The 22079-nt window shown below is 37.3% G+C and carries 15 protein-coding genes; 5 read left to right on the forward strand and 10 right to left on the reverse strand.

The window, feature by feature from the left end; genetic code table 11:
• Positions 1-195: 195 nt before the first annotated feature.
• Positions 196-849, forward strand: coding sequence for a YggS family pyridoxal phosphate-dependent enzyme (locus B0B05_RS03715; RefSeq protein ID WP_076782146.1), 654 nt, complete (start codon positions 196-198; stop codon positions 847-849).
• Positions 850-858: 9 nt separating this feature from the next.
• On the opposite strand, the gene purU is transcribed toward B0B05_RS03715, so the two are convergent.
• From purU to tilS, 5 genes are all read right to left on the reverse strand, one after another.
• A complete protein-coding gene (gene purU / locus B0B05_RS03720; RefSeq protein ID WP_076782147.1) occupies positions 859-1689 on the reverse strand; it encodes a formyltetrahydrofolate deformylase in 831 nt (276 codons plus the stop codon).
• Between the two features lie 66 nt (positions 1690-1755).
• Positions 1756-3564 (reverse strand): translational GTPase TypA, encoded by a 1809-nt coding sequence (typA, locus tag B0B05_RS03725; protein WP_076782148.1) that lies wholly within the window; start codon positions 3562-3564, stop codon positions 1756-1758.
• A gap of 236 nt (positions 3565-3800) precedes the next feature.
• Positions 3801-7046, reverse strand: coding sequence for a c-type cytochrome biogenesis protein CcsB (gene ccsB, locus B0B05_RS03730; RefSeq protein ID WP_076782149.1), 3246 nt, complete (start codon positions 7044-7046; stop codon positions 3801-3803).
• A 221-nt stretch (positions 7047-7267) separates the two neighbouring features.
• Positions 7268-9334, reverse strand: coding sequence for a protein-disulfide reductase DsbD family protein (locus B0B05_RS03735; protein ID WP_076782150.1), 2067 nt, complete (start codon positions 9332-9334; stop codon positions 7268-7270).
• A 50-nt stretch (positions 9335-9384) separates the two neighbouring features.
• A complete protein-coding gene (gene tilS / locus B0B05_RS03740; RefSeq protein ID WP_076782151.1) occupies positions 9385-10680 on the reverse strand; it encodes a tRNA lysidine(34) synthetase TilS in 1296 nt (431 codons plus the stop codon).
• 121 nt (positions 10681-10801) lie between these two features.
• On the opposite strand from tilS, the gene B0B05_RS03745 reads away from it, so the two are divergent.
• The 3 genes from B0B05_RS03745 (at position 10802) to B0B05_RS03755 (ending at position 13293) form a co-directional block, all read left to right on the forward strand.
• Positions 10802-11638, forward strand: a complete 837-nt coding sequence (locus B0B05_RS03745) for an OmpA/MotB family protein (protein ID WP_076782152.1) — start codon at positions 10802-10804, stop codon at positions 11636-11638.
• A 256-nt stretch (positions 11639-11894) separates the two neighbouring features.
• Positions 11895-12542, forward strand: a complete 648-nt coding sequence (locus B0B05_RS03750; protein ID WP_076782153.1) for an O-methyltransferase — start codon at positions 11895-11897, stop codon at positions 12540-12542.
• Between the two features lie 34 nt (positions 12543-12576).
• On the forward strand, positions 12577-13293 hold the full coding sequence (locus B0B05_RS03755; protein ID WP_076782154.1) for a C40 family peptidase: 717 nt from the start codon (positions 12577-12579) through the stop codon (positions 13291-13293).
• 54 nt (positions 13294-13347) lie between these two features.
• Here B0B05_RS03755 and B0B05_RS03760 read toward each other — a convergent pair whose 3' ends face one another.
• From B0B05_RS03760 to kdsA, 3 genes are all read right to left on the reverse strand, one after another.
• Entirely contained in the window at positions 13348-13599 is a 252-nt protein-coding gene (locus B0B05_RS03760) for a hypothetical protein (RefSeq protein WP_076782155.1), read from the reverse strand.
• A gap of 9 nt (positions 13600-13608) precedes the next feature.
• Positions 13609-15792: a TonB-dependent receptor plug domain-containing protein gene (locus B0B05_RS03765; protein ID WP_076782231.1), complete on the reverse strand. Its 2184-nt coding sequence runs from the start codon at positions 15790-15792 to the stop codon at positions 13609-13611.
• 513 nt (positions 15793-16305) lie between these two features.
• On the reverse strand, positions 16306-17115 hold the full coding sequence (gene kdsA, locus B0B05_RS03770) for a 3-deoxy-8-phosphooctulonate synthase (RefSeq protein ID WP_076782156.1): 810 nt from the start codon (positions 17113-17115) through the stop codon (positions 16306-16308).
• 346 nt (positions 17116-17461) lie between these two features.
• Here kdsA and B0B05_RS03775 point away from each other — a divergent pair, with 346 nt between their 5' ends.
• The gene (locus tag B0B05_RS03775) at positions 17462-18691 is read left to right on the forward strand and encodes a site-specific integrase (protein WP_076782157.1); all 1230 of its coding nucleotides are present in this window, start codon (positions 17462-17464) and stop codon (positions 18689-18691) included.
• Between the two features lie 209 nt (positions 18692-18900).
• Here B0B05_RS03775 and B0B05_RS03780 read toward each other — a convergent pair whose 3' ends face one another.
• Positions 18901-20010 carry a UvrD-helicase domain-containing protein gene (locus tag B0B05_RS03780; protein WP_076782158.1) on the reverse strand — a complete coding sequence of 370 codons (1110 nt, stop codon included), beginning with the start codon at positions 20008-20010 and terminating at the stop codon, positions 18901-18903.
• Complete coding sequence (locus B0B05_RS03785; protein ID WP_076782159.1) at positions 20000-21628, reverse strand: ATP-dependent nuclease; 1629 nt, start codon at positions 21626-21628, stop codon at positions 20000-20002. Before B0B05_RS03785 ends, B0B05_RS03780 begins: the two co-directional genes overlap by 11 nt.
• Positions 21629-22079: the final 451 nt, after the last annotated feature.

A 22079-nucleotide genomic window follows, 5' to 3' on the forward strand; every position in this document is an offset into this window, starting at 1 on the left:
TTACAAACTAAATCGAAGATATTTCGGAGACAAACTATTCGAAAGGCTCATTATTGCTAATATTACAGCAGTATGATTAAAAACGGATATACATATTGATTTTCAATTTAAAGTTAAATTTACCAATTTTTAATTCATTTTACACAAGTTAATTAATCCTTATTTTTGCATCAGATTTTCCTAAATTCAATTATAATGTCAATCGAACAAAATTATCAAGATATACTTTCTCAGCTTCCACAAAATGTAAAACTGGTTGCAGTTTCCAAAAATCACCCTTCAGAGAAAATCAAAGAAGTCTATGATTTGGGACAAAAGGTTTTCGGAGAGAATAAAGTTCAGGAATTATTGGAAAAACAACCCGTTCTTCCCAACGATATCGAATGGCATTTGATAGGTCATCTTCAAACCAATAAAGTGAAATACATCGCTGGTTTTGTCGCCATGATAGAAAGTGTGGATAGCGAAAAATTATTAAAAGAAATTGACAAAGAAGCGGCGAAAAGCAACCGTAAAATTAACGTGCTACTTCAGGTGAAAATTGCCAAAGAGGAAACAAAATTTGGTTTAACTATAGATGAGGCCAAAGCTATTTTTGAAGAATATCTGCTTGAGACTTTCCCTAATATCGAAATCAAAGGCTTGATGGGAATGGCCAGTTTTGTAGATGATGAAAGCCAAATCCGCGAAGAATTCTCTATACTGAAAAACCTTTTTGATGAATTATCTCAGCTAAAACCTTTGGAAACTTTGTCTATGGGAATGAGTGGCGATTTCCCGTTGGCAATAGAATCGGGCTCCAATTCGGTGCGTGTAGGATCTGCAATTTTTGGGGAGCGGAATTATTAAAAAATGTATTTATTCAAAAATAATAGTTTTATTACCATAAATAAAAACTTTATCTTCGAAAACCAATTTTAGGGCGTTTGCCAGAACAATTCGTTCTACATCTTTTCCCATTTTTGCCAAATCTTTCGCTGTTTTGGAGTGGCTTACTTTGATAACGTCCTGATAAATAATTGGCCCTTCATCCAGATCATTGGTCACAAAATGCGCCGTTGCCCCGATGATTTTAACACCTCTTTCAAATGCTTGTTTGTAAGGATTGGCACCGATGAAAGCCGGTAAAAACGAATGGTGGATATTAATAATTTTACCTTGAAAATCTTTCACAAAATCTGGTGAAAGAATCCTCATAAACTTCGCCAAAACCAGATAATCGAAATCAAAAGCCTGGAGAGCCGTTTTGATTTCTTTTTCGTGTTCTTCCCTTGTGATATTTTCCGTGGGAATATAAATAAAAGGCAGATTGAATTTCTCCGTCAGTTCCCTTAGATTTTCATAATTCCCTAGCACTGCAAGAATATTAACATTAAGATCGTTAAACTGATTTCTAATTAATAAATCTGCCAGGCAATGATGTTCTTTAGTCACTAATATTACCACATTTTTAGGTTTATTTTGACTCAATTCAATTGAGCATTCACCCAATTGTTTTTTGAGTTGGTCAATTACTTTCTCTGGCTCAGCTATTCCGGCCACTTTTGTCCTCATAAAGAACAGTGCTTTTTCGTTATCTACGAATTCATCATTCTTTATAATATTGAGTCCATTTTCCAGCAGGATTTCGGAGATTCTGTAAACCAAACCTTTTTCGTCTTTGCAGTTGATTTTTATGGTAAAATTCATTTGAGTACTTATTAATATTAAACACAAAAAAGTCCTCAAAAATGAGGACTTAAATATTGATTAAGCTTATGCTTTAGCAGATCGCTCTACTCTTTTTCTTTCTTCTTCGGAAAGTATTTTCTTCCTCATCCTGATGAAGTTTGGTGTTACTTCAATCGCCTCGTCTGCCTGGATATATTCCATACATTCTTCCAGAGAGAACAGGATTTTTGGAGCAACGCCCGTATCTTTATCTTTACCGGCTGCACGCATATTGTTCAGCTGTTTAGCTTCCACAATATTCACCACAAGGTCACCAGGTTTATTTTGTTCCCCAACAATCATACCGGTGTAGATCTCCTCACCCGGATCTACGAAGAACTTGCCTCTGTCCTGTAGTTTGTTAATGGAATACTCTGTTGCAGGTCCTGTTCCTTTGCTTACCAACACACCATTATTCCTTCCTGGTATTGCACCTTTGAAAGGCTTATACTCTGTAAAACGGTGTGCCATAATAGCTTCACCGGCTGTAGCCGTCAACATCTGAGAACGCAATCCGATCAAACCTCTGGAAGGTATCTCAAATTCCAAGTGCTGCATTTCACCTTTGGTTTCCATAATGTGAAGGTCACCTTTTCTCTGAGTTGCCAAATCGATAACTCTGGAAGCAAATTCTTCCGGCACATCTACTACCAAGGATTCGTAAGGCTCCAACTTCTCACCATTTTCACCTTCTTTCAGGATAACCTGAGGCTGACCAATAGTCATCTCGTAGCCTTCTCTTCTCATCGTTTCAATCAAAACTGACAAGTGAAGAATACCTCTACCAAAAACAAGGAATGTGTTGGCATCATCAGTCTGTTGAACTCTCAAAGCCAGGTTTTTTTCCAATTCTTTAGTCAATCTGTCTTTCAAGTGGTTAGAAGTAACATATTTACCATCTTTTCCAAAGAAAGGTGAATTATTGATAGAGAACGTCATGTTCAATGTTGGCTCGTCGATCGCGGTTCTTGGCAATGGTTCCGGATTCTCAAGATCTACAAAAGAATCACCAATCTGGAAAGCGTCAAAACCAACAACAGCACAAATATCTCCTGCTTTAACTTCGGTTACTTTTTTCTTTCCAAGGCCTTCAAAAACATAAAGTTCTTTTACTTTACCTTTCACGATTTTTCCGTCTGCCTGTGCAAGACCGATCCACTGTGATTCTTTGATTTCGCCTCTTGTTACTTTACCAATGGCGATTCTTCCTAAGAAAGAAGAATAATCCAAAGAAGTGATCTGCATCTGCAGGTTGCCTTCTTCAATTTTTGGTTCAGGAACATATTGTAAAATACCGTCTAATAATGGGAATATATTATCAGTTTCCTCTAATGAAGTATTGAACCATCCTTGTTTAGACGAACCGTAGAAAGTTGGGAAATCCAACTGCTCTTCTGTAGCATCCAGGTTGAAGAATAAATCAAAAACCTGATCATGAACTTCCTCCGGACGGCAGTTTGGCTTATCTACTTTGTTGATAACTACCAATGGTCTAAGGCCTAATTCCAAAGCTTTTTGAAGTACAAATCTGGTTTGCGGCATTGGACCTTCAAACGCATCTACCAATAAGATGACACCGTCAGCCATTTTAAGAACTCTTTCTACCTCACCTCCAAAATCGGCGTGACCAGGTGTATCAATCACATTAATTTTAACATCTTTGTAATTGACGGAGATGTTTTTTGAAAGAATGGTAATCCCTCTTTCTCTCTCCAGATCGTTATTATCCATAATCAACTCACCACTCTCCTGATTGTCTCGGAAGATATGTGTTGCGTGAATAATCTTATCAACCAAAGTCGTTTTACCATGGTCAACGTGTGCGATAATCGCTATATTTCTAATGTTTTGCATATTCATTTTTTACGCGTGCAAATGTAATGAATTTTTACGGGAAGTTAAAGTCCCGATTGACGATTTTTAAAAATAAGGCTAAATTATTAATATATACTTAATTTTTTGTCGATCAGAAGCTTGCAACATTTTTCTTACATCTGTATTCACCTTATCTTAAACATGTTAAAGCTTTAAAAAAAAATCAGCCTGCTACAGACTGATTTTAATTTTTATAAAGATATATCGAATTAAAACTAAGGTTCTACCTGTGTTCTCTCATCTTTTTTGATATGAAGATCGTTGTGAAGTTTTTTATACTTAAACCAAGCGGCTACAGATAATACGATCATATAACTAATGCTGATGTAAACCCATAATGGCAACGGGATCGGGTCACCTTTCGCATAAGAATGCAAACCTGACAGGTAATAATTAACCCCAAAATAAGTCATTACCATCGAACAAAACGCAAACATTGTCACAACATGGAAGGTATAACGGCCTCTAAGCCCCGGAACTAATCGCATATGAATTACAAACGCATAAATCATTATCGAGATAAAAGCCCAGGTTTCTTTTGGATCCCAGCTCCAGTAACGTCCCCACGACTCGTTCGCCCAAACTCCGCCCAAAAAGTTACCTACCGTCAATGTGAGCAGCCCGATATTGAGCGACATTTCGCTAACGATAGCTAATTCTTTCAATGTGGTATCATTGTGCTTTTTAAAAGCATTTTTACTGGCAATAATATAAAAAATCAACGAAATCATGGCGATAATCATCGACAGGGAGAAAAAACCGTAACTTGAAGTAATTATTGCTACATGAATAACCAGCCAGTAAGACTTGAGAACTGGTACCAACGGAGTAATTTGCGGATCAAGTCCTATAGCGCCATGTGCAAATCCCATTAAAATCATTGCTACCATAAAACCAGCTGCAGGTATCAGAGTATTTGAGTTTCTGTATAATATAAAACCGGCTGTTATACCAATCCACGAAATAAACATAATAGCCTCATAACCATTACTCCAAGGGGCATGTCCGGAAATATACCATCGCGCCACCAACCCCAGGAAATGCAAGAAATAGCCTACAGCTCCAAGGCAAATTAATGCCTTGACTACATTATGAAGAATTTTACTCGGTTTGAATAACTCTACAAAACCTAAAACCAACAACAAGCCACCAATGATGGTATAGAAAATCAACAGTTTGAAGTTGATATCTAAAGTATTCATCAGAACTTCAAGCTTCACTTTGTTCTCATCTGGCACTACATTTTTACCCCACTTCTGTTGATAAGCCTCAACTTTTGCCAATTCTGCATCAGCTTTAGCCCAACTGCCGCCTTGTGTTGCCAAAAGCACACTCGACAGATAAGGCCCCAATACAGCCTGCGCGTTTTCGTCCGGTTCAAAATTAGGCGTCATTACCGAGTTCCAGGTATGATTGACATCATTTTTTACGGGAACAGTTCTGAAATATTGGTAAGACATTATCCCATTGAGCACCTGAACTTTATCATTAAGTGCGATGACAGCGTCATCATATCTTGTTCTTTCGGAAGCTTTTTTTCTAAAAGCCTCATTATAATCATCTTCTAAAACAAACCTAAGATTCCCGTTTTTATCTGCCGGAAATAATTTGATAAGACTGGTAAAACCATCTTCTGTCGCCTTGGTTTTAGCCTCAAGATCTTTTCCAACTTTACCTTTGGTCTCTATTTTTATGATATTGACCTGAGCCCAAAACATAGGATCTATCGTAGCCGCCAAAAACCACTGGTTGGCATCCAAATCCTGAAAATGATCCCGGCTTGTCAGCTTGTGGAGAATATCGATAGCCTGCGTGTTAACCGGCACAATCCTTCCCTCGTAATTCTGAACCAACAGATATCCAAATTTATCCGCATGCTCTTTACTAATCTCGATATTTTTAACCATGGCATCGGCATCCAAAACCATTGGATTTTTGCCGGTTGCAGCAGGTTTTGCCTCGGCATGGGCATGACCATCATGACTGCCGTCTTTACCATGCATATCGATTTCCTGTGCATTAAACCCTACACTCAACATGATCAAAAGCAATGCTGCTGCTTTCTTTTTACTAACCTGCTTTAGCATTTTATTAAGATCCCAGAATCGCGAACCTTTCCAAAACATCGAGACAAACATACCCAAGAATAAAAATACATAACCAATATAACTAATCAGTGTTCCCCAGAAATCATGGTTAACAGAGAGAACCGTCCCCTTCCTGTCCGGGTCAAAACTGGATTGAAAAAAACGGTAACCTTTATAATTAAGAACGTGATTCATATAGATATTATAGGGTGTCTCTTTACCTTCGTCCACAATCTTAACATGGGACTCATAAGCAGATGGTGATGAACTTCCCGGATACGTTTCCATCACAAATTTGTCCAGTTTCAAAGCAAAAGGCTGGGTGAAATAAATTTTGGGTCCGAATCCGAGCATGATATCCAAACCATCCAGGTGTATTTGTTTGTAATTATTGGGATTGCCTTTTTCTACCACCAAATCTACAATCTGCCTGGTTTTTGGCCCGGAAACTTCAACTTTTAATAGATCCGGTACATCTTTATCTTTTTGCTTATCACCTTCGTAAGCGACCAGTTTCCCTTTTTTAATCCCTTCGGGAATTACCAGTTTTAGCTGATCTATGGTATAAAGGCTTCGCAACGCCAATGGCTGAAACTCATCTTTCTTTGTAGTACCTGTGGCTTGTGTTGCCATCGTCATATAATTGGCATCACTCGGTGTTTTGATAAACAGCTCACCATTAACTTTCCTGAATTCTACCGCACCGGCAATAGAGGTTCTGTTATAGGAAACCAATGTTCCGTTAACATCCTGCACATCGCCCTCGCCAAGATAGATATTCTGGCGGCCGCCCATATCGCTGGTAGACACCAGATGCAGATATTCTTTCCCGTTGGGATTGGGCTGCAGACTGTCCTTTTTCCTTTGGATGTAATCCAATGTTTTTACCACAACTTTCTCCTTGCCCAGGAAATCATAAGTGGCATTGAAATTATGATGAAGCGGCGACATCAGATAAGGGATATCCTGGTAATTTTGCTGCTCACCTTTTTCCTCAATCTTGATTTTGAAAAAATGTTTATCGCTAACAATTTCGTTGGATGTTTCACCTTCGCGGATATGCATCGTCCCTTCAAAACTGATGTACCTTGTGATAGCACCTCCAATAAAAATCAATATAAAAGCCAGGTGGAAAACCAAAACCGGCCACTTTTCTTTTCTCCACAACCTGTAGCGGCCAATATTACCTATAAAGTTAAGAATTAATAAAAACATGATGGCCTCAAACCATTTAGCTTCATAGATCAAAGCCTTTGCTGTAGGTGTTCCGTAGTCGTTTTCGACAAAGGTTGCAACGGCCATAGAGATTGCAAAAGCAAGCAGAAGAACAGCCATTGTTCGGGTAGAAATAAGAATATCCTGAATCTTTTTCATATAGAGATTTCTAATATTTTTGCCATGATATTGCCTGTCATCTTTCAGTGATTATAAAACACAGCAAGAGAGGCATTTTTTAAAATGTATGAAATGCAAAAATAAGGATGAAATTTTGATTGGACTAATTAAAACAGCGATTTATGATTTTATTCAGATGAGGAACAGAATCATAAATCGCTGTTATAAAAAAAACGGTAAAGACCGCTTAACTGTATCTGTTAATTGTTATTCTTAAAATAGTCGATCCCACATTTCAGAAATTTTTTAAAATCTTCTTTTGGCATATAACCGGAAACCGGCGCATTAATTACCTTTTGATCAGGCGTTACCAAAACATAATGTGGCTGAGAATTATTATTAAAATTAACCTGCTGAAACAGGCTCCATTTGTCACCAATGGTTTTAATCTTCTTCATCTGTCCCTCGCCCATATCGATTTTGATTTGCTCATTTTCCGGCAATTCCTCCTTATCATCAACATAGACCGAAGCCAGAATCACATCATTCTGAATCATCGGCAGAATATCATCCTGACTCCAGACAAATTCCTCCATCTTGCGGCAGTTTTCACAGCCATATCCCGTAAAATCTATCAACACAGGTTTGTTTTCTTTCTTCGCAACTTCTATTGCTTCAAAATAATTATGATAAGGTTTTAAGCCCAAAATACCGTCTGATTCTTTATGGAAATAACTGACATTCAGCGGCGGCAAAATGCCGCTCAGCATTTGTAATTTTGGTTTTTCTGATGGAATCAATCCCTGAATCAGATAGCCGATAAACACAATTCCGAAAACCCCTAAAATCCTCCTGGTTAAAGAAATCTTCGGTTTCTTATCATCGTGCGGAAACCTGATTTTCCCGAATAAGTACAATACCAATCCTATGGCAATAATAATCCAAAGTACTATGAACAACTCTCTTTTCAGCAAAAATGTTTTGGAAACTAAATCTGCCTTCGACAAAAATTTGAGAGCCAAAGCCAATTCTATAAATCCAAGAACAACTTTCACAGTATTCATCCAACCGCCGGATTTTGGTAGACTTTGCAACGCCTGCGGAAATAATGCCAACAACCCAAAAACCAATGCCCAGGCTAATCCAAAACCGGCTAATGCAAAAGTTAACAATGTTGGAACATTAGTTGCTCCGGCCACAACGCCACCCAGCAAACTTCCTAAAATAGGACCTGTGCAGGAGAATGACACGATAACCAAAGTTAAAGCCATAAAGAAAATGCCAATCAATCCGCCTGCTTCTTCCGCTTTGGATGATTTGTTGGCGATAGAACTTGGCAATGTAATCTCGTAATAACCGAAAAAACTGAGTGCAAAGAACAAAAAGATGGCAAAAAAGAACAGATTCAGCCAGATATTAGTTGAAATTTGATTGAAAATATTCCCGGAAATCCCGTCAATAATATGAAACGGTATACTGAGCAAAACGAAAATCAACAGGATAAAAAAGCCGTAAATAAAAGCATCCCGTTTCCCTTTCGCTTTGTTTTTATTCCCTTTTGTAAAGAACGAAACCGTCAGCGGAATCATTGGGAAAACGCAAGGCGTCAATAATGCAATCAATCCGCCCAAAAAGCCAAGGCCGAGAACCAGCCAGTTATCATCATTTGGTTTTTGCTGAGCAGTTCCGCAGTTGGTCAAGGGGTTTTTAAAATCTAAAGAATTGATTTTCAAACCTTCCTGCTTTTGCTGGTTAACCGGTGAAACGACAGCTACTTCTGTTTGAGATTCGGGCGCAGCAACAGAATTACTATCGGATTTGAGACTTGGTGCGTTAGTAAGTTGAGAAGCATCGGGGCTTGCAGTTGCAGCGATCTGTTTTTCAAACTCCAATGTATTGGGAGCCAGGCAAACACGGTCGTTACAGGTCTGATACATAATCTCGGCCGTAACAGTCAAAGGTTTTGAAGTATCTTTTGGCTTAAATTTTTGCTTAAAAGTAACTTTGTTTGAGTAATAAATAATTTGCGCTCCAAAAGCTTCTGAAAACTCGTCGTGCTTCTTGCCTACTTCCTGAACTTTGCCAAGCAGCTGAATACCTTGTTTTGAAGCAATTTTAAACTCTGTTGGGATCCCGGAATCCGGAGGAAGATCTTTGGAATAGATATGCCAGCTGTCTTCTATCGTTGCCGTCAAAACTGCCTCGTACTCTTCTTTTCCTACAGGGTTGACATCAAATTTAAATTTAACAGGATTTTTGATCTGCGCGTTGACAAAGGTTATTATAAATAGAAACAGTGTTGAAAACACCAGTTTTAAATCTTTCATTTTTATTTAGTTTTAATCACAGTAATCTCTAATCTTTTGTGGATTAATATTTATATATTTATAATTAATTCTGTTTTTGAATTGTCCGAACTATATCTTCCATCCTGACGAAAAGGCAACACGCCCAGCACTTTATCATCAGCATCACACAAAAGCCAGATTTTTTGCTTCGCTAAAATAGACAATTTTTCGTCCTTAAAAAATTTGGAAATCTTTTTTTTTCCAACCATCCCGATTGGGGAAAACAAATCGCCTTCTCTTTTTTTTCTTAGCTTTAATGGCAGCTGAATTTTATTCTGATCGATTTTCCAGTTACAATTGCCGAATTCATGGATTTCTTTCTCAATATTTTCAGGAATAAGAATTTCATTGTCAACAATATCCAGCATTACTTCTTCTAACTTCTTACTTTCAGCTTCTAACTTCTTCTCAAAAATCAACTCATCCCTGTTGACAACAAGGCGACCGTCAGGACTGCAAAAAATACTTCCTGTATGTGCTGTGAAGATCTTCTGCATCTCATTTTTATCAGTAAAACCAAGTTTTTTCAGAATCTCAAAACGAATCAATTCCGGCTCATTTTCTAATTGTTCTTTATTAATAATGATTGGCCCTGTTGCAATATCAGTTTCAAAACTTTTGATTTTTTCGTCTATCAAAGTGTTTATAACATCCTTAGCCTGGTTAATATAACGGACGCTTTTTGAAAAATTAATAAGAAAATGATCGTTGATTTTATCCAGTTCCGGGACGATGTTGTGTCGGATTTTATTCCTTAGGTAATCCGTTTTTTGATTGGACAGGTCTTCGCGAAAATCAATCTTGTTTTGCTTTGCAAAATCGTAAATTTCATCCTTAGAAAATCCCAAAAGTGGACGGACAATCCCGTTCTCGTTAGCAGGAATTCCGCCAAGACCACGGATTCCGGCAGCTTTGGAAAGATTGATGATAAAAGTTTCCAACTGGTCATTCAAATGATGGGCTGTCATCAGAAAATCAAGCTTTTCTTTTTCCTGGATTCCCCTAAAAAACCGGTATCTCAATTCCCTTGCCCAATTCTGTATCGAATTTTCCGGCTGCTTATCTTTTTCGGAGATTTCATATAAATGAAAAGGAACTCTGTACTTATCACAAAAATCAGAAACAATCTTCTGGTCTAGGTTAGAATCCTCATTCCGAAGATGATAGTTGATATGGGCAATATGGAAATCCAGACCTGAAACACGGAACAGATCAGCCAAAACCATAGAATCTACACCACCGCTAACGGCTAAAAGGTATGTTTTTTGATGCGGATTGGGAACCAGCTCAGAAAGGCTGTTTTGAAACGCTGCAAGATTTAACACAATTTTATAACGATATATTAAGTTTTAACAACAAAGATAAGCTTATTAATTCTTATTTTTGAAATCATCAAAGCAAAGCTATTGCAACAAGTTCTGATAAAAAACAAATAAATATTTACTTATGAAGTTATTTAAAATTTTGACCATCTCTGCCCTGGGGCTTTCCCTGGCGTCTTGTGTCAGCAAAAAACAGTTTGATGCCCTCAATCTCAATTACAAACAATGTATTGCAGATGCCGGCGACAGACAGCGTCAGATCCAGGATCTTACCAGCCAGAACTCTGCGCTCAAAGGCCAGAATGACCTGCTTTTGGGACAAAACAATGCGCTGAAATCCAGTTTGGATGCTTGCCTTAGCAACTCTGGCAAGTCATCTACCAATATTGATAAACTGGTTGGCGAGATCAATGCGTCCAACAAATATATCAAGCAGCTGATCTCCACAAACTCTAAAAATGACAGCCTCAACCTTGCATTATCCAACAAACTGAAACGTTCTTTGGATAATATCGCAGATCAGGATGTGGACGTAAAAGTTCTCAAAGGTGTCGTAATGATTTCATTGTCTGATAAAATGCTTTATCAGGTAGGTAAATACGATGTATTGCCGGCTGCTCAGGAAGTTTTAGGTAAAGTGGCCAAAGTTATCAACGATTATGACACGTACAGTGTACTTATCGAAGGTAATACAGACAACACACCTCTTGCCAGCAATAATGTGCCGCGCGATAACTGGGATCTGTCTGCTCTTAGAGCTACCGCAGTTGCAAAGATTTTGCAAACACAGTTCGGTGTAAATCCTAACAGAATCACAGCTGGTGGTAGATCCGAGTATAATCCTAAGACAACCAATGCCTCTGTTTCCGGCAGATCAGAAAACCGTAGGACAGAGATCATCATTATGCCAAAACTGGATGAGTTCATGAAATTGATGGACATTGCTCCGGTTAAGAAATAAAAGATATACGATGAATGATAATTGATTCATTCAGAGTTCATAATTAAACCTTGTCAGGAATGGCAAGGTTTTTTTGTGTTAATATTTTGGGCAGCTTTATCCGTCTTCCACTCCCGCTATTTTTGCCTTCGCTTTTCCAGCCACAAAAAATGAGCTTCGTTCAAGCCGGGCTGCGGATCCCGCATTCAATCAACATTGGTTTTTCAATTCAAATTAGATTAACTTTGAACTTTAAACCTCAAACGCTGTAAACCCTATGAGTTACTTCGAAGAATTAGACAAAGAGATGGACCGCTATCTGGAAGACAACGCTTCCGAAGAACCTGCGATCCTAAAAAAACTCAGAAAAGAAACCTATCAGAAAACCACGCAGCCGCACATGATTTCTGGATACCTGCAAGGCCGGCTGCTGAGTATCCTTTCGCATATCATCAAGCCACAAAACGTTCTGGAAATTGGGACTTTCACAGGTTATGCCGCCTTAAGCATTGCTGAAGGTTTGCCAAAAGAAGGTAAAATCTATACGATTGATAAGAATGAAGATCTCGCGTATATCCCACAAAAATATTTTGCAGAAAGTGATTATAAAGACCAAATCGAATTCATCTTGGGTGATGCGAAAGAGGAAATCAAAACATTGGATAAAATCTGGGATCTCATTTTCATCGATGCCGACAAAGAAAGCTATCTGGAGTATCTGAAACTCATCAAACCCAACCTGCGTTCCGGCAGCATTATCCTGATAGACAATGTGCTATGGTATGGTAAAGTCCTGGATAACAACCCAAAAGATAAACAGACAGAACAGATCAAGCTGGTTAACAAAATTATTGCCGAAGATCCCGATTTCGAAAATCTAATCTTACCTTTGCGAGACGGATTGCATCTCATCAGAAAGAAATAAAATTCGTAATTTAACATTCGTAATTATCCAAACCATGAACAAAGGCATTTGTAATGTTTCCATCGCTCCGCTGCGGGCAGAAAATTCTGATAAAAGCGAAATTGTATCGCAACTGCTCTACGGCGAGTCAGCCGATATTTTGGAAGTGAATAACAACTGGACCAAAGTCTGCACGCATTACGACCATTACGAAGCCTGGATGGACACCAAACAAATTTCGCCGGTTTCTGACGAATTTTTAAGCTCCAGAAAAGTAAACCTGGTAAAAGAAGCCTTTCAGTCAGCCATGTTAGAAGATGGCAGAACTTTGTTGTCGATAGGTTCAGAAGTGCCATTTGATACTACTTCCCCAACCAGAGGAAAAGATCTTAGCGAAAGCATTGTGAACTGCGCCAAAGAGTTCCTGAACGTGCCTTATCTCTGGGGCGGGAAAAGTTTTTTTGGGATCGATTGCAGTGGATTTACACAAACGGTTTATAAAGTACATGGTATAAAAATCCCGCGAGACACTTATCAGCAGGCAGAATTGGGAGAAGCATTAACCTTTGTAGAAGAAGCTAAACCGGGCGACCTGGCATTTTTTGAAAATCAAGACGGACGAATCATCCACGTTGGCATTATCCTGGCCGATCAAAAAATCATTCACGCCCACGGCAAAGTAAGAATAGACAGCTTGGATTCGTCAGGCATTTTCAATAAAGATCAGAATAAACATACGCACAAATTGAGGTTCATCAGGTCTTATTTCTAAAACCATAAAAAAAGCTTCCACAATCGGGAAGCTTTTTTAAATTTGTCAAGCCGGCTATATTAATTTTCGGGCTTTCATTTCTTCTTTTACTTTACCAAAACTCATGACATTGGCAATGAGAATTGGTATAAATGTAAACGGCAGTACCGTAAATACACTGAAGCCTTTTGCGACAGTAAGATAAAGACAACTAATCAAAAGCAACACAAATATCGCAGCAAAAGCAATGTAGATGCCTTTGGCACTTTTGTAATTCTTTATCAGAGCTTCATTTGACATCTGCGAAAGATTTTCTTTTGATTTCATATTCAGCTTTTAAAGTTTAAAGCCTAAAGTTACATTAAAAAACCGACCGGTAAGCCTTACCGGAACAGGATAATAAATGTGCGGTGTAGAGTTAACATCGCTAATCCACTGGTTGGCAATCGTATTATTGATATTGAAGGCATTGAAAATCTGAACGCCCAAAGTCAGTTCTTTGAAATTCCTCCAGAAATCGCCGCTCGCTTTGTTATCCTTTTGATCAATAAAAACTTTGGTAAGGCCAATATCCACTCTCTTATATGCAGGCAGGGTTTTTTGGTAACGGTAAGCAGCCAGATAATCCGGCAATCCGTTGGCATCAAACAGGACAGGCGTTCCGGATGGTAATCCGCTGCCATAAGTCAGAGTCAAATTAACGCGCATGCTTGGGAACTTCGGCATATAATCCTGGTAAAACATGGTAAACCTAAACCGTTGATCCGTTGGCCTTGGGATATAGCCCATGCCTTCTATACTCTCGTAAACGCGGGCATAGCTCGCAGATATCCAGGAATCTACACCCGGCACAAACTGCCCGAACAATCTTGCATCGATACCATAAGCGTAGCCTTCTGCATTATTTTTGCCGGAATACCGTGTCCTCACATTATCCAGATAATATGGGATTAGATTTTCCATTTTTTTATAATAAGCTTCTGTCGTCAGCTTGAATGGTTTGCGCTGAGAATCACCAATTTGAAATTCGTAATCGTTGGATAAAATAACCTGATAAGACTTCTGTGCCCTGATATCGGGATTGAATGCCCCTGTCAGATCCTTGATTTCTTTATAAAATGGCGCCTGATAATAAACACCTGCGGCAAGTTTGAAGAGCATATCCATATCCCAGTTCGGTTTGATAGCGATCTGCGCTCTTGGGCTGAACAATGTTTCTTTATTAAAACTCCAGTTCTGTACTCTCGCGCCACCATTAACAAAGATCCGGTTATCTCCCCAATAGAATTTTTTGGAAAACTGGGCATAAGCAGAGATTCTGGTCGGCGTAATATTGTTTTGCCCTGCGATATAATAATTAAGGTTAAGAGAAGAAGCATCCAGCTGCCCCGGAATCACAAAATCTCTGGGGTTGCTGTACCCGATGGAATCTATAAACTGCCATTCATTGGTAAAATCCTTGATGGTTTCCCTTTCAAATTTAGCGCCGACCTCCACATCGGTATTAATATCCGGAGAGAATTTGGTACGGAACTGTGAGCCAACCACTCTTACTAATAAGTCGTTTCTCGCATGGTCTATCTGTCCACCGGCATCATAACCTGCGGTAGGATTTCCGTTCTCATCAAAAGCCTCCAGGATATAGCCCGAAGCAATCGAATAGTATTCCCGCTCCCTGTTCTGATATGCAAAATTATCCAGCGTCAACTGCCATTTTTTACTCGGCTTAAAGTTAACACTTACTGTTCCCATCATGTTTTTGTACTGATCATCCTCCTGTCCGTTGTAGAAAACTGTCAGTCTCAAAGGCTGCAACAGACTCCCAAAATCTACTTCCTTCTTTTTAGGAACCATTTCGTAATCATTCTTAGCCAAATATCCCAGGAACGAGACTGACCATTTATCATTAAACTGATAATTAAGATAAGACTGAAGGTCAAAATACCTTGGATTAAAATCTGTATCTTCATTCAGCGTATTAAGGACCAGATTAGTATTTCTGTAACGCCCGGAAATAATCCCCGTGAATTTTTTATCCTTTGACGCAAAACCAGCTGATAATCTGCCACCAATTAAACTGGCCTCACCGGAAAGCTCAAACTTCTCCGGTTGCCTGTAATAGATATTAAGTGCGGAAGACATTTTATCTCCATATCTGGGCTCAAAACCGCCAGCAGAAAAATTGATCGTAGAAACCATATCCGGATTGATGATACTCATCCCTTCCTGCAAAGAGTTACGGACCAAAAACGGCCTGTAAAGCTCGATATCATTGATATAAATTAGATTTTCATCATAACTGCCACCCCTTACCATATATTGGGAACTAAGCTCGGCATTGGAATTAACAGAAGGCAGACTTTTCAAAAGTGTTTCTACACCGCCGCCAAGAGAAGCCACAGCCTGAGCCTCTTTTGTGGATATCTCTACAGATGTGATGTCGGTAGTTTTAAACTTCGCCCTTTTCTGGAAAACCACTTCCTGTATTTCATTTTCTTTAGCTGTTGGCAAAAAAAGAATATTAACAGATTGTGTTTTGGGACTGGGTTTAATTACTTTAGAAAAACCTTTGTAATTTTCTTTCTGCACCGTCAGCGCCTGTTCTGAGTCGGCCAGTGGGATTTTTATAAACCCGTTTTTATCGGTCTGATAATTCTGGCTGTTGTAGGATACATTGGCCTGAGCGACTGCTTTACCGTCCTCATCCAGCACTTTAATATTAATTTGAGAAAAAGCCGCAACCGGCAAAAGAAGAAGAAATAAAAGAATATAGTTTTTCAAAGTTTTATTTTTTTCGTCGTTGATTATAAATAAGCTTGGTAAGCAAAAATAACAATTAATCTAAAGAACGGAAGAATAATTTAATTCTTATGCAGAAAAACAATTTGTTTGCCCCTAATTTTATAAAATGAATGGTATAAGTAGATGAAAAGAAAATAAAACCTACTATCAAACTGTTATCATCCACAAGTCGATCATTAATTCTTTTCAAGAAATGACTTCGTAAAAAAGTCCGGCAACCCGGACTTTAATTTATAAAATAGCTTCTCTTACACGCGTGAGTTTGCCCAACAGATCATCCAGCAAATCAAGCTTCAGCATATTGGCGCCATCTGATTTTGCACAGGAAGGATCGGGATGCGTTTCTATAAAAATACCGTCGGCTCCTACAGCAATACCTGCTTTTGCAATGGTTTCTATCAGTTCCGGTCTTCCGCCTGTAACGCCGGAATTTTGGTTCGGCTGTTGCAGCGAGTGTGTAACATCCAGTATAACCGGTGCGTATTGTTGCATGGTTGGGATCCCACGGAAATCTACCACCAGATCTGTATAACCAAAAGAATTACCTCTCTCGATAATGGCTGTTTTGTCGTTCCCGGAATCTTTTACCTTTTGTACTGCAAATTTCATCGCTTCCGGTGAGAGAAATTGCCCTTTCTTAAGTGTCACTGCCTTGCCTGTTTCTGCTGCAGCAATCAAAAGATCGGTTTGCCTTACCAGAAAAGCAGGGATTTGCAAAACATCCACATATTCTGCTGCTAAAGCGGCATGCTCGTTCTCATGAATATCGGTAGTAGTCGGGATATTGAAGGTCTCTCCCACTTTTTTAAGGATCTTAAGGGCTTTTTCATCACCAATCCCCGTGAAAGAATCCACGCGGCTTCGGTTGGCTTTTTTGAAGCTTCCTTTAAAAATGTACGGAATGTTGTATTTGTCGGAAAGTTTTACAATATGTTCCGCAATCTGCAAGGCCATGGTCTCATCCTCTATGGCACAGGGTCCTGCAATGAGAAAAAAGTTTTTTGAATCTTTGTGATGGATGTTATCCAGATATTGTATCATTTTTTATAGATGTTAAATTAAATTTTAAGCCATTAGCTTTTCTTAAAATTTAAGACAAATTTACAAAATAATCTGCACTATGCAGACAAACCCTGACAAAAACAGGACAACGTCAACATATTGATGATTTTGTAAGGTACGAATTTAGACAAAAAAAGCCATAAATCAGCCATAAAGAGACAAAGTTGCCGCTCTAAATCATACCCCTTTTGTATGCAGACAAAAGGAGGTCATAAAAAAGGCTGAAATGGCTGTGTTTGACTGATAACTGACTGATATTGTCCACCCTGCAAACCGCTCATTTTTAGAGGTTGAATTTAATTTTACAACAATAAAAATGAAGCGTATGAGAAGTACATTTAAAGTCCTTTTCTTTCTGAAAAGAGACAAACAAAAAAAAGATGGTAGTGTGCCTGTATATTGCAGAATTACCATTGATGGAAAGGAAGCCCGTTTCGGAATGAAGAAAAACATTGACCCAAAACTCTGGAACGTCAAAGAAGGGAAAGCAACGGGAAAAAGTACAGAATCTTCCGAAATTAATGCACTGCTTGAAAAAACAAAAGCTGGAATCCACAAAATTTACAGAGACGTTCAAGAACGGGAAAATGCAGTTTCTGCTGAAAAAGTAAAGAATATTTTTCTTGGAATAGACAGCAAACAATATATGTTGCTGAAAGCATTTGATGAACAAATTGAAGAAAAATTCAATCTGATAGGCAAAAAAATTGTAAAAGGGACTTACAACCATTATTATTATCTGCGAATCCGATTGGCGGAATTTCTTTTGGAAAAATACAACCTTTCGGATATTCCGCTTCGGGAAATCAATTACCAATTTATCCGTGATTTTGAAATGTATATGCTGACGGTTCGTGGGAACAAACAAAGCACCATTGCACAGAATTTAATTTTGCTGAAACTGATTTTGGAGTTAGCATATAAAAATGAATGGATTTATCGTAATCCGTTTTTCAATTATAAAATTGAAGATGAAAAATCGGAACGAGGTTATCTTACACAAAGAGAAGTCGAAATTTTGATGAATTGGAAGTTGGATAAAAGACTGGAACGTACAAGAGATGTTTTCATTTTCTGCTGTTTTACGGGCTTATCATATATTGATGTCTTTAAATTGACCAATGAGCAAATCCAATTATCCATCGATGGACAACAGTGGATTATGGGAAAACGGGAGAAAACCGATATGGATTATTTTATTCCGATGATGGAAATTCCGAAGAAAATTCTGGAAAAATATAAAGGGCAAACATTCAAAAACGGAAAATTACTTCCTGTAAAAACGAGTTTAACGGTCAATCGCCATTTAAAAGAAATTGCAAAAATTTGTGGCATTGAGAAACATTTGACGTTCCATTTATCACGTCATACTTTTGCGACTTTAACGATGTCAAAAGGCGTTTCATTGGAAAGTGTAAGTAAAATGTTGGGGCATAAAAATATTCAAACCACCCAAATTTACGCTAAAATGACCACCGAAAAAGTGGGCAGAGATATGGCAGTTTTTGCAGAAAGTATGAGAGAAACCGAAAGGAAGTTTGCGGTAAATTTTTGAGAAAATTTGATTAAATGTAAAACGGAAATGGTTTTAAAACTGTTTCCGTTTTTTTTGTTTCTACACATAAACAACTAAAAACCTGTAAAAAATAGCACAAGGTTAATTCACAAACCTATAAAAAATAACGTAAGGTTCAATCACTTACCTATAAAAAATAATACAAGATAATAGGTTTTCTAAAAATTTGATTGTAAGAAAGTTTTAAATCATTCAAAACTGAAATGTTCTATATTTTCACAAATATTCTCCTTATTGCTAATTATGGCAACACTATGTCTCGCTCTTGTTATTGCTACATAAAGTTTTGAGCGACTTGTTTCGGCTAATTCAGTATTATTGTCTTTGAGCCAATCTAAAAAAGGCTTTGTCGGGTAAATTAGAACTCTGTCAAACGATAATCCTTTTGATTCTCCAAAATTCATTACTCTGTAATTGTCGTTTACGTTGGTTCTTTTGCTGTCCCGAAGTTGAAGTGCTTGAAATTTTTGCAAGTAATTTTCTACGTCTTGCTCTTTGATAAAGAATACTCCGCTATGTTCTGTTGTATCATTATTTCCCGATGTTGTTGCTTGAAAATTTGGAAACAGTTTATTTGATAAGTCGCAAATAGGTTTATTACATCTGTAATTTGTCATTAAAGAAGTATCGTCTTTTGTAAGGTTATCAATTTTATCCGAAAAGAAATTTACAATTTGTGCTTTTTTGAATTGTTTGTTTTTCGGGGCACTATTCGTTGAATATGTTCCTTGTCTTGGGTCGCCAACTAATTGAATTGTGGAATTACAGTTAAAAAATAGTTTCAATAATTCTAGGTCGTAACCTGCCAAATCCTGAACTTCATCAATAAAAATGTGAGAATAAATCCGTGAAATACGGTCAATTACATTTCCGTTTGATTTTTCATTGCAACGAAAAACAAATTTTGAAAGTTTGTCGGAATATATTTTCAGAGCATTGGAAAAATAATGTTTTTCAAATTCTTTTTCTTCACCAAAATAAATGGGTTGCTTAAATTTTGTATATCCTTTAAGCCCTGATTGATTATTTACTAAAATCAAACCTTTGATTTTCTTTTCAAACAAAACTCCTTGAAATGGTCTAACACCGTGTTGTAGTAAAAATGAAAACCAAGTTTGAACAGTAACGTTTTCAGGAATACACTTGTTCTTTTCAATGATTTTCTTTCGTATTTCGGCTTCGTTCGCCTGTGTATATGTAGTGATAAGGACTTTTCCTTCTTTCTGTTTTAGGGCTTCCTCTACAAGAAAAGTTGTTTTTCCAGAACCTGCGGCAGCTATGATTAGTTTATTGTTCATCTTTCTTGATTGCATCTAAAATGTATTGAGGAAAAACGATTTGTTTTGTTGTATCAAATATTTTCAATGCGGAATTGGTTTTATTGTTCTGCATATACTTGGATATTTTTTCTGGCGTGTCGTATTTGTTTTTATCAATTTCCAATATTTCTTGCAATAGATCAATATTATCTTTATTGGCTTCAACAATTTGAGGTTCTAACGTATTTAAGTTATTACGATTATCCCCATAAATCTTAACCGTTGTAGAATTTTTATATGCCTCGTATTTTTTCGTAATTTTGTTTTCATAATCACCGTCATTGTCGGTAACAACGGCAACTTTTGTACCGATTTTTTCGGATATTTCTAAAAATCGTAAAAACGAAGTGCCAACAGAAATTACATCAACCCCTTTTTCAATCGGAAGTTTGCCGTCATTATTAAGCATAAATGCTTTTTGAACAATTAACTCGTCAGAATCTCCCTCAACCAAAATAGCTTTCTTGCATAAAATCAAACGTAAAGTGTCATAACCTGATAGTTTTTCAAAAAACTTGTAAGTTCCTGCTGAAAGTTCGTTTAGCCTTATTGTTTTTTTGTCATTCAACAATATCAAATGTTCAAGCCCTAATTTATTCGCTACAAAACTGCTGTGTGTAGAAATTAAAATTTGTTTACCTCCATTATCGTTTTTTATGTCGCTGATTAGTTGATTGAGTTTTGAGTATGACAAATGATTTTCGGGTTCTTCCAACAAAATCAAATTTGCCTCTTTTGCTTTCTTATGACCTAATGCCAATTTTGTTTTTACCAAACATTGTTCGCCTTTTCCGATATAATGAAATGGTACATCTTCTAAGTAAGTCATTAAACTGCTTTCCCAAGCGTTCTTTGATGATAACTCAACAGAAATTTCAACCTTTTTATCTGAAATTTTTGATGCTGTTTTTATTTTCTCATTTATTTTTTTTATTGCATCGTTTTCCATAAACGATTCTTTCATTTTTCTGTGAGCTTGCGATATTTCTACAACTTCGTTGGATTCCAAAAACTCTTTTACAATTCGGGAAATATAAATATCAGAGCCGTTTTGTAGTTTATTACTTGACGAATCAATCAAAGCTGATTTTATCGGAATCGTTCTTGGTGTAATACTTTCATTTCGGGCAAAACTTGACCACGAAACATTGTAGTATTCTATCGGTAAAGTTTTGATCCCACCAAGTTTTACCAAGTCCTCATATTCTTTTTTACAATTTTCATCAAACTCAATTCTCAATGAAAATCCGCTAACTTTTGCTTTTTCACTATTTCCGTCCCCTTCAAATTCTGCGGCTTCTTCGCCCTCAATAAATACTTCAATGAGGATTTTTGGCAATGATTGTGCAACATTGTTTTCTTCTAAACCTTGAATATATTCAGCAACAACTTCATTGTTGAACACATATTGCGACAGTTCATTTCTCAGATATTTCCCATTATATAAACCTGTTAAAGCAAGATGAATTGCTTCAATGATTGTGGATTTTCCTGCTTCATTGTCGCCCACAAGAATATTAACTCCTTTGTTCAAAGTGAGTTTAAATGAACCTTTAAAGGTTTTAAAATTTTCTATGTGGACTTTGGTAATGTTCATATAGTTCGGTATTTCTTTTCTAATTTTAAAAATTAACAATTAACCATTCACAAAAGTATTAAATATTCACTACCTGTAAAAAATAACACAGGGTTAATCCACTAACCTATAAAATATAATACACGGTTCAACCACTTACTTACCCATAAAAAATAATGCAGGGTTAATTCGCTAACCTGTAAAAAATAACGCAAGGTTCAACTGTCTAACCTATAAAATATAATGCAGAGTTAAGACACTGGCCTATAAAAAATGATGTAAGGTTCAAACATTAACCTATTAAAAATAATGCAGGGTTAAGTCGTTGACCTATAAAAAATAACGCAGGGTTCAACCAATAACCTGTAAAAAATAGTATAAGGTTCAGTAACTGACCTATTAAAAATAATGTAGGGTACTAATTTCACGCTCTAAAAATAATATTTACAAAAACAAATATTGATAATCAGCA

The sequence above is a fragment of the Epilithonimonas bovis DSM 19482 genome (genome assembly GCF_900108115.1).
GTDB classification, from domain to species: Bacteria; Bacteroidota; Bacteroidia; order Flavobacteriales; family Weeksellaceae; genus Epilithonimonas; species Epilithonimonas bovis.

What these genes read in the sequence shown, in the direction of transcription:
- typA (WP_076782148.1), bottom strand. Translation starts at nt 3,564, where the DNA reads ATGCAAAACATTAGAAATATAGCGATTATCGCACACGTTGACCATGGT.
- ccsB (WP_076782149.1), bottom strand. Translation starts at nt 7,046, where the DNA reads ATGAAAAAGATTCAGGATATTCTTATTTCTACCCGAACAATGGCTGTT.
- B0B05_RS03715 (WP_076782146.1), top strand. Translation starts at nt 196, where the DNA reads ATGTCAATCGAACAAAATTATCAAGATATACTTTCTCAGCTTCCACAA.
- B0B05_RS03745 (WP_076782152.1), top strand. Translation starts at nt 10,802, where the DNA reads ATGAAGTTATTTAAAATTTTGACCATCTCTGCCCTGGGGCTTTCCCTG.
- B0B05_RS03750 (WP_076782153.1), top strand. Translation starts at nt 11,895, where the DNA reads ATGAGTTACTTCGAAGAATTAGACAAAGAGATGGACCGCTATCTGGAA.
- B0B05_RS03775 (WP_076782157.1), top strand. Translation starts at nt 17,462, where the DNA reads ATGAGAAGTACATTTAAAGTCCTTTTCTTTCTGAAAAGAGACAAACAA.
- B0B05_RS03785 (WP_076782159.1), bottom strand. Translation starts at nt 21,628, where the DNA reads ATGAACATTACCAAAGTCCACATAGAAAATTTTAAAACCTTTAAAGGT.
- B0B05_RS03755 (WP_076782154.1), top strand. Translation starts at nt 12,577, where the DNA reads ATGAACAAAGGCATTTGTAATGTTTCCATCGCTCCGCTGCGGGCAGAA.
- kdsA (WP_076782156.1), bottom strand. Translation starts at nt 17,115, where the DNA reads ATGATACAATATCTGGATAACATCCATCACAAAGATTCAAAAAACTTT.
- B0B05_RS03760 (WP_076782155.1), bottom strand. Translation starts at nt 13,599, where the DNA reads ATGAAATCAAAAGAAAATCTTTCGCAGATGTCAAATGAAGCTCTGATA.
- B0B05_RS03780 (WP_076782158.1), bottom strand. Translation starts at nt 20,010, where the DNA reads ATGAACAATAAACTAATCATAGCTGCCGCAGGTTCTGGAAAAACAACT.
- B0B05_RS03735 (WP_076782150.1), bottom strand. Translation starts at nt 9,334, where the DNA reads ATGAAAGATTTAAAACTGGTGTTTTCAACACTGTTTCTATTTATAATA.
- purU (WP_076782147.1), bottom strand. Translation starts at nt 1,689, where the DNA reads ATGAATTTTACCATAAAAATCAACTGCAAAGACGAAAAAGGTTTGGTT.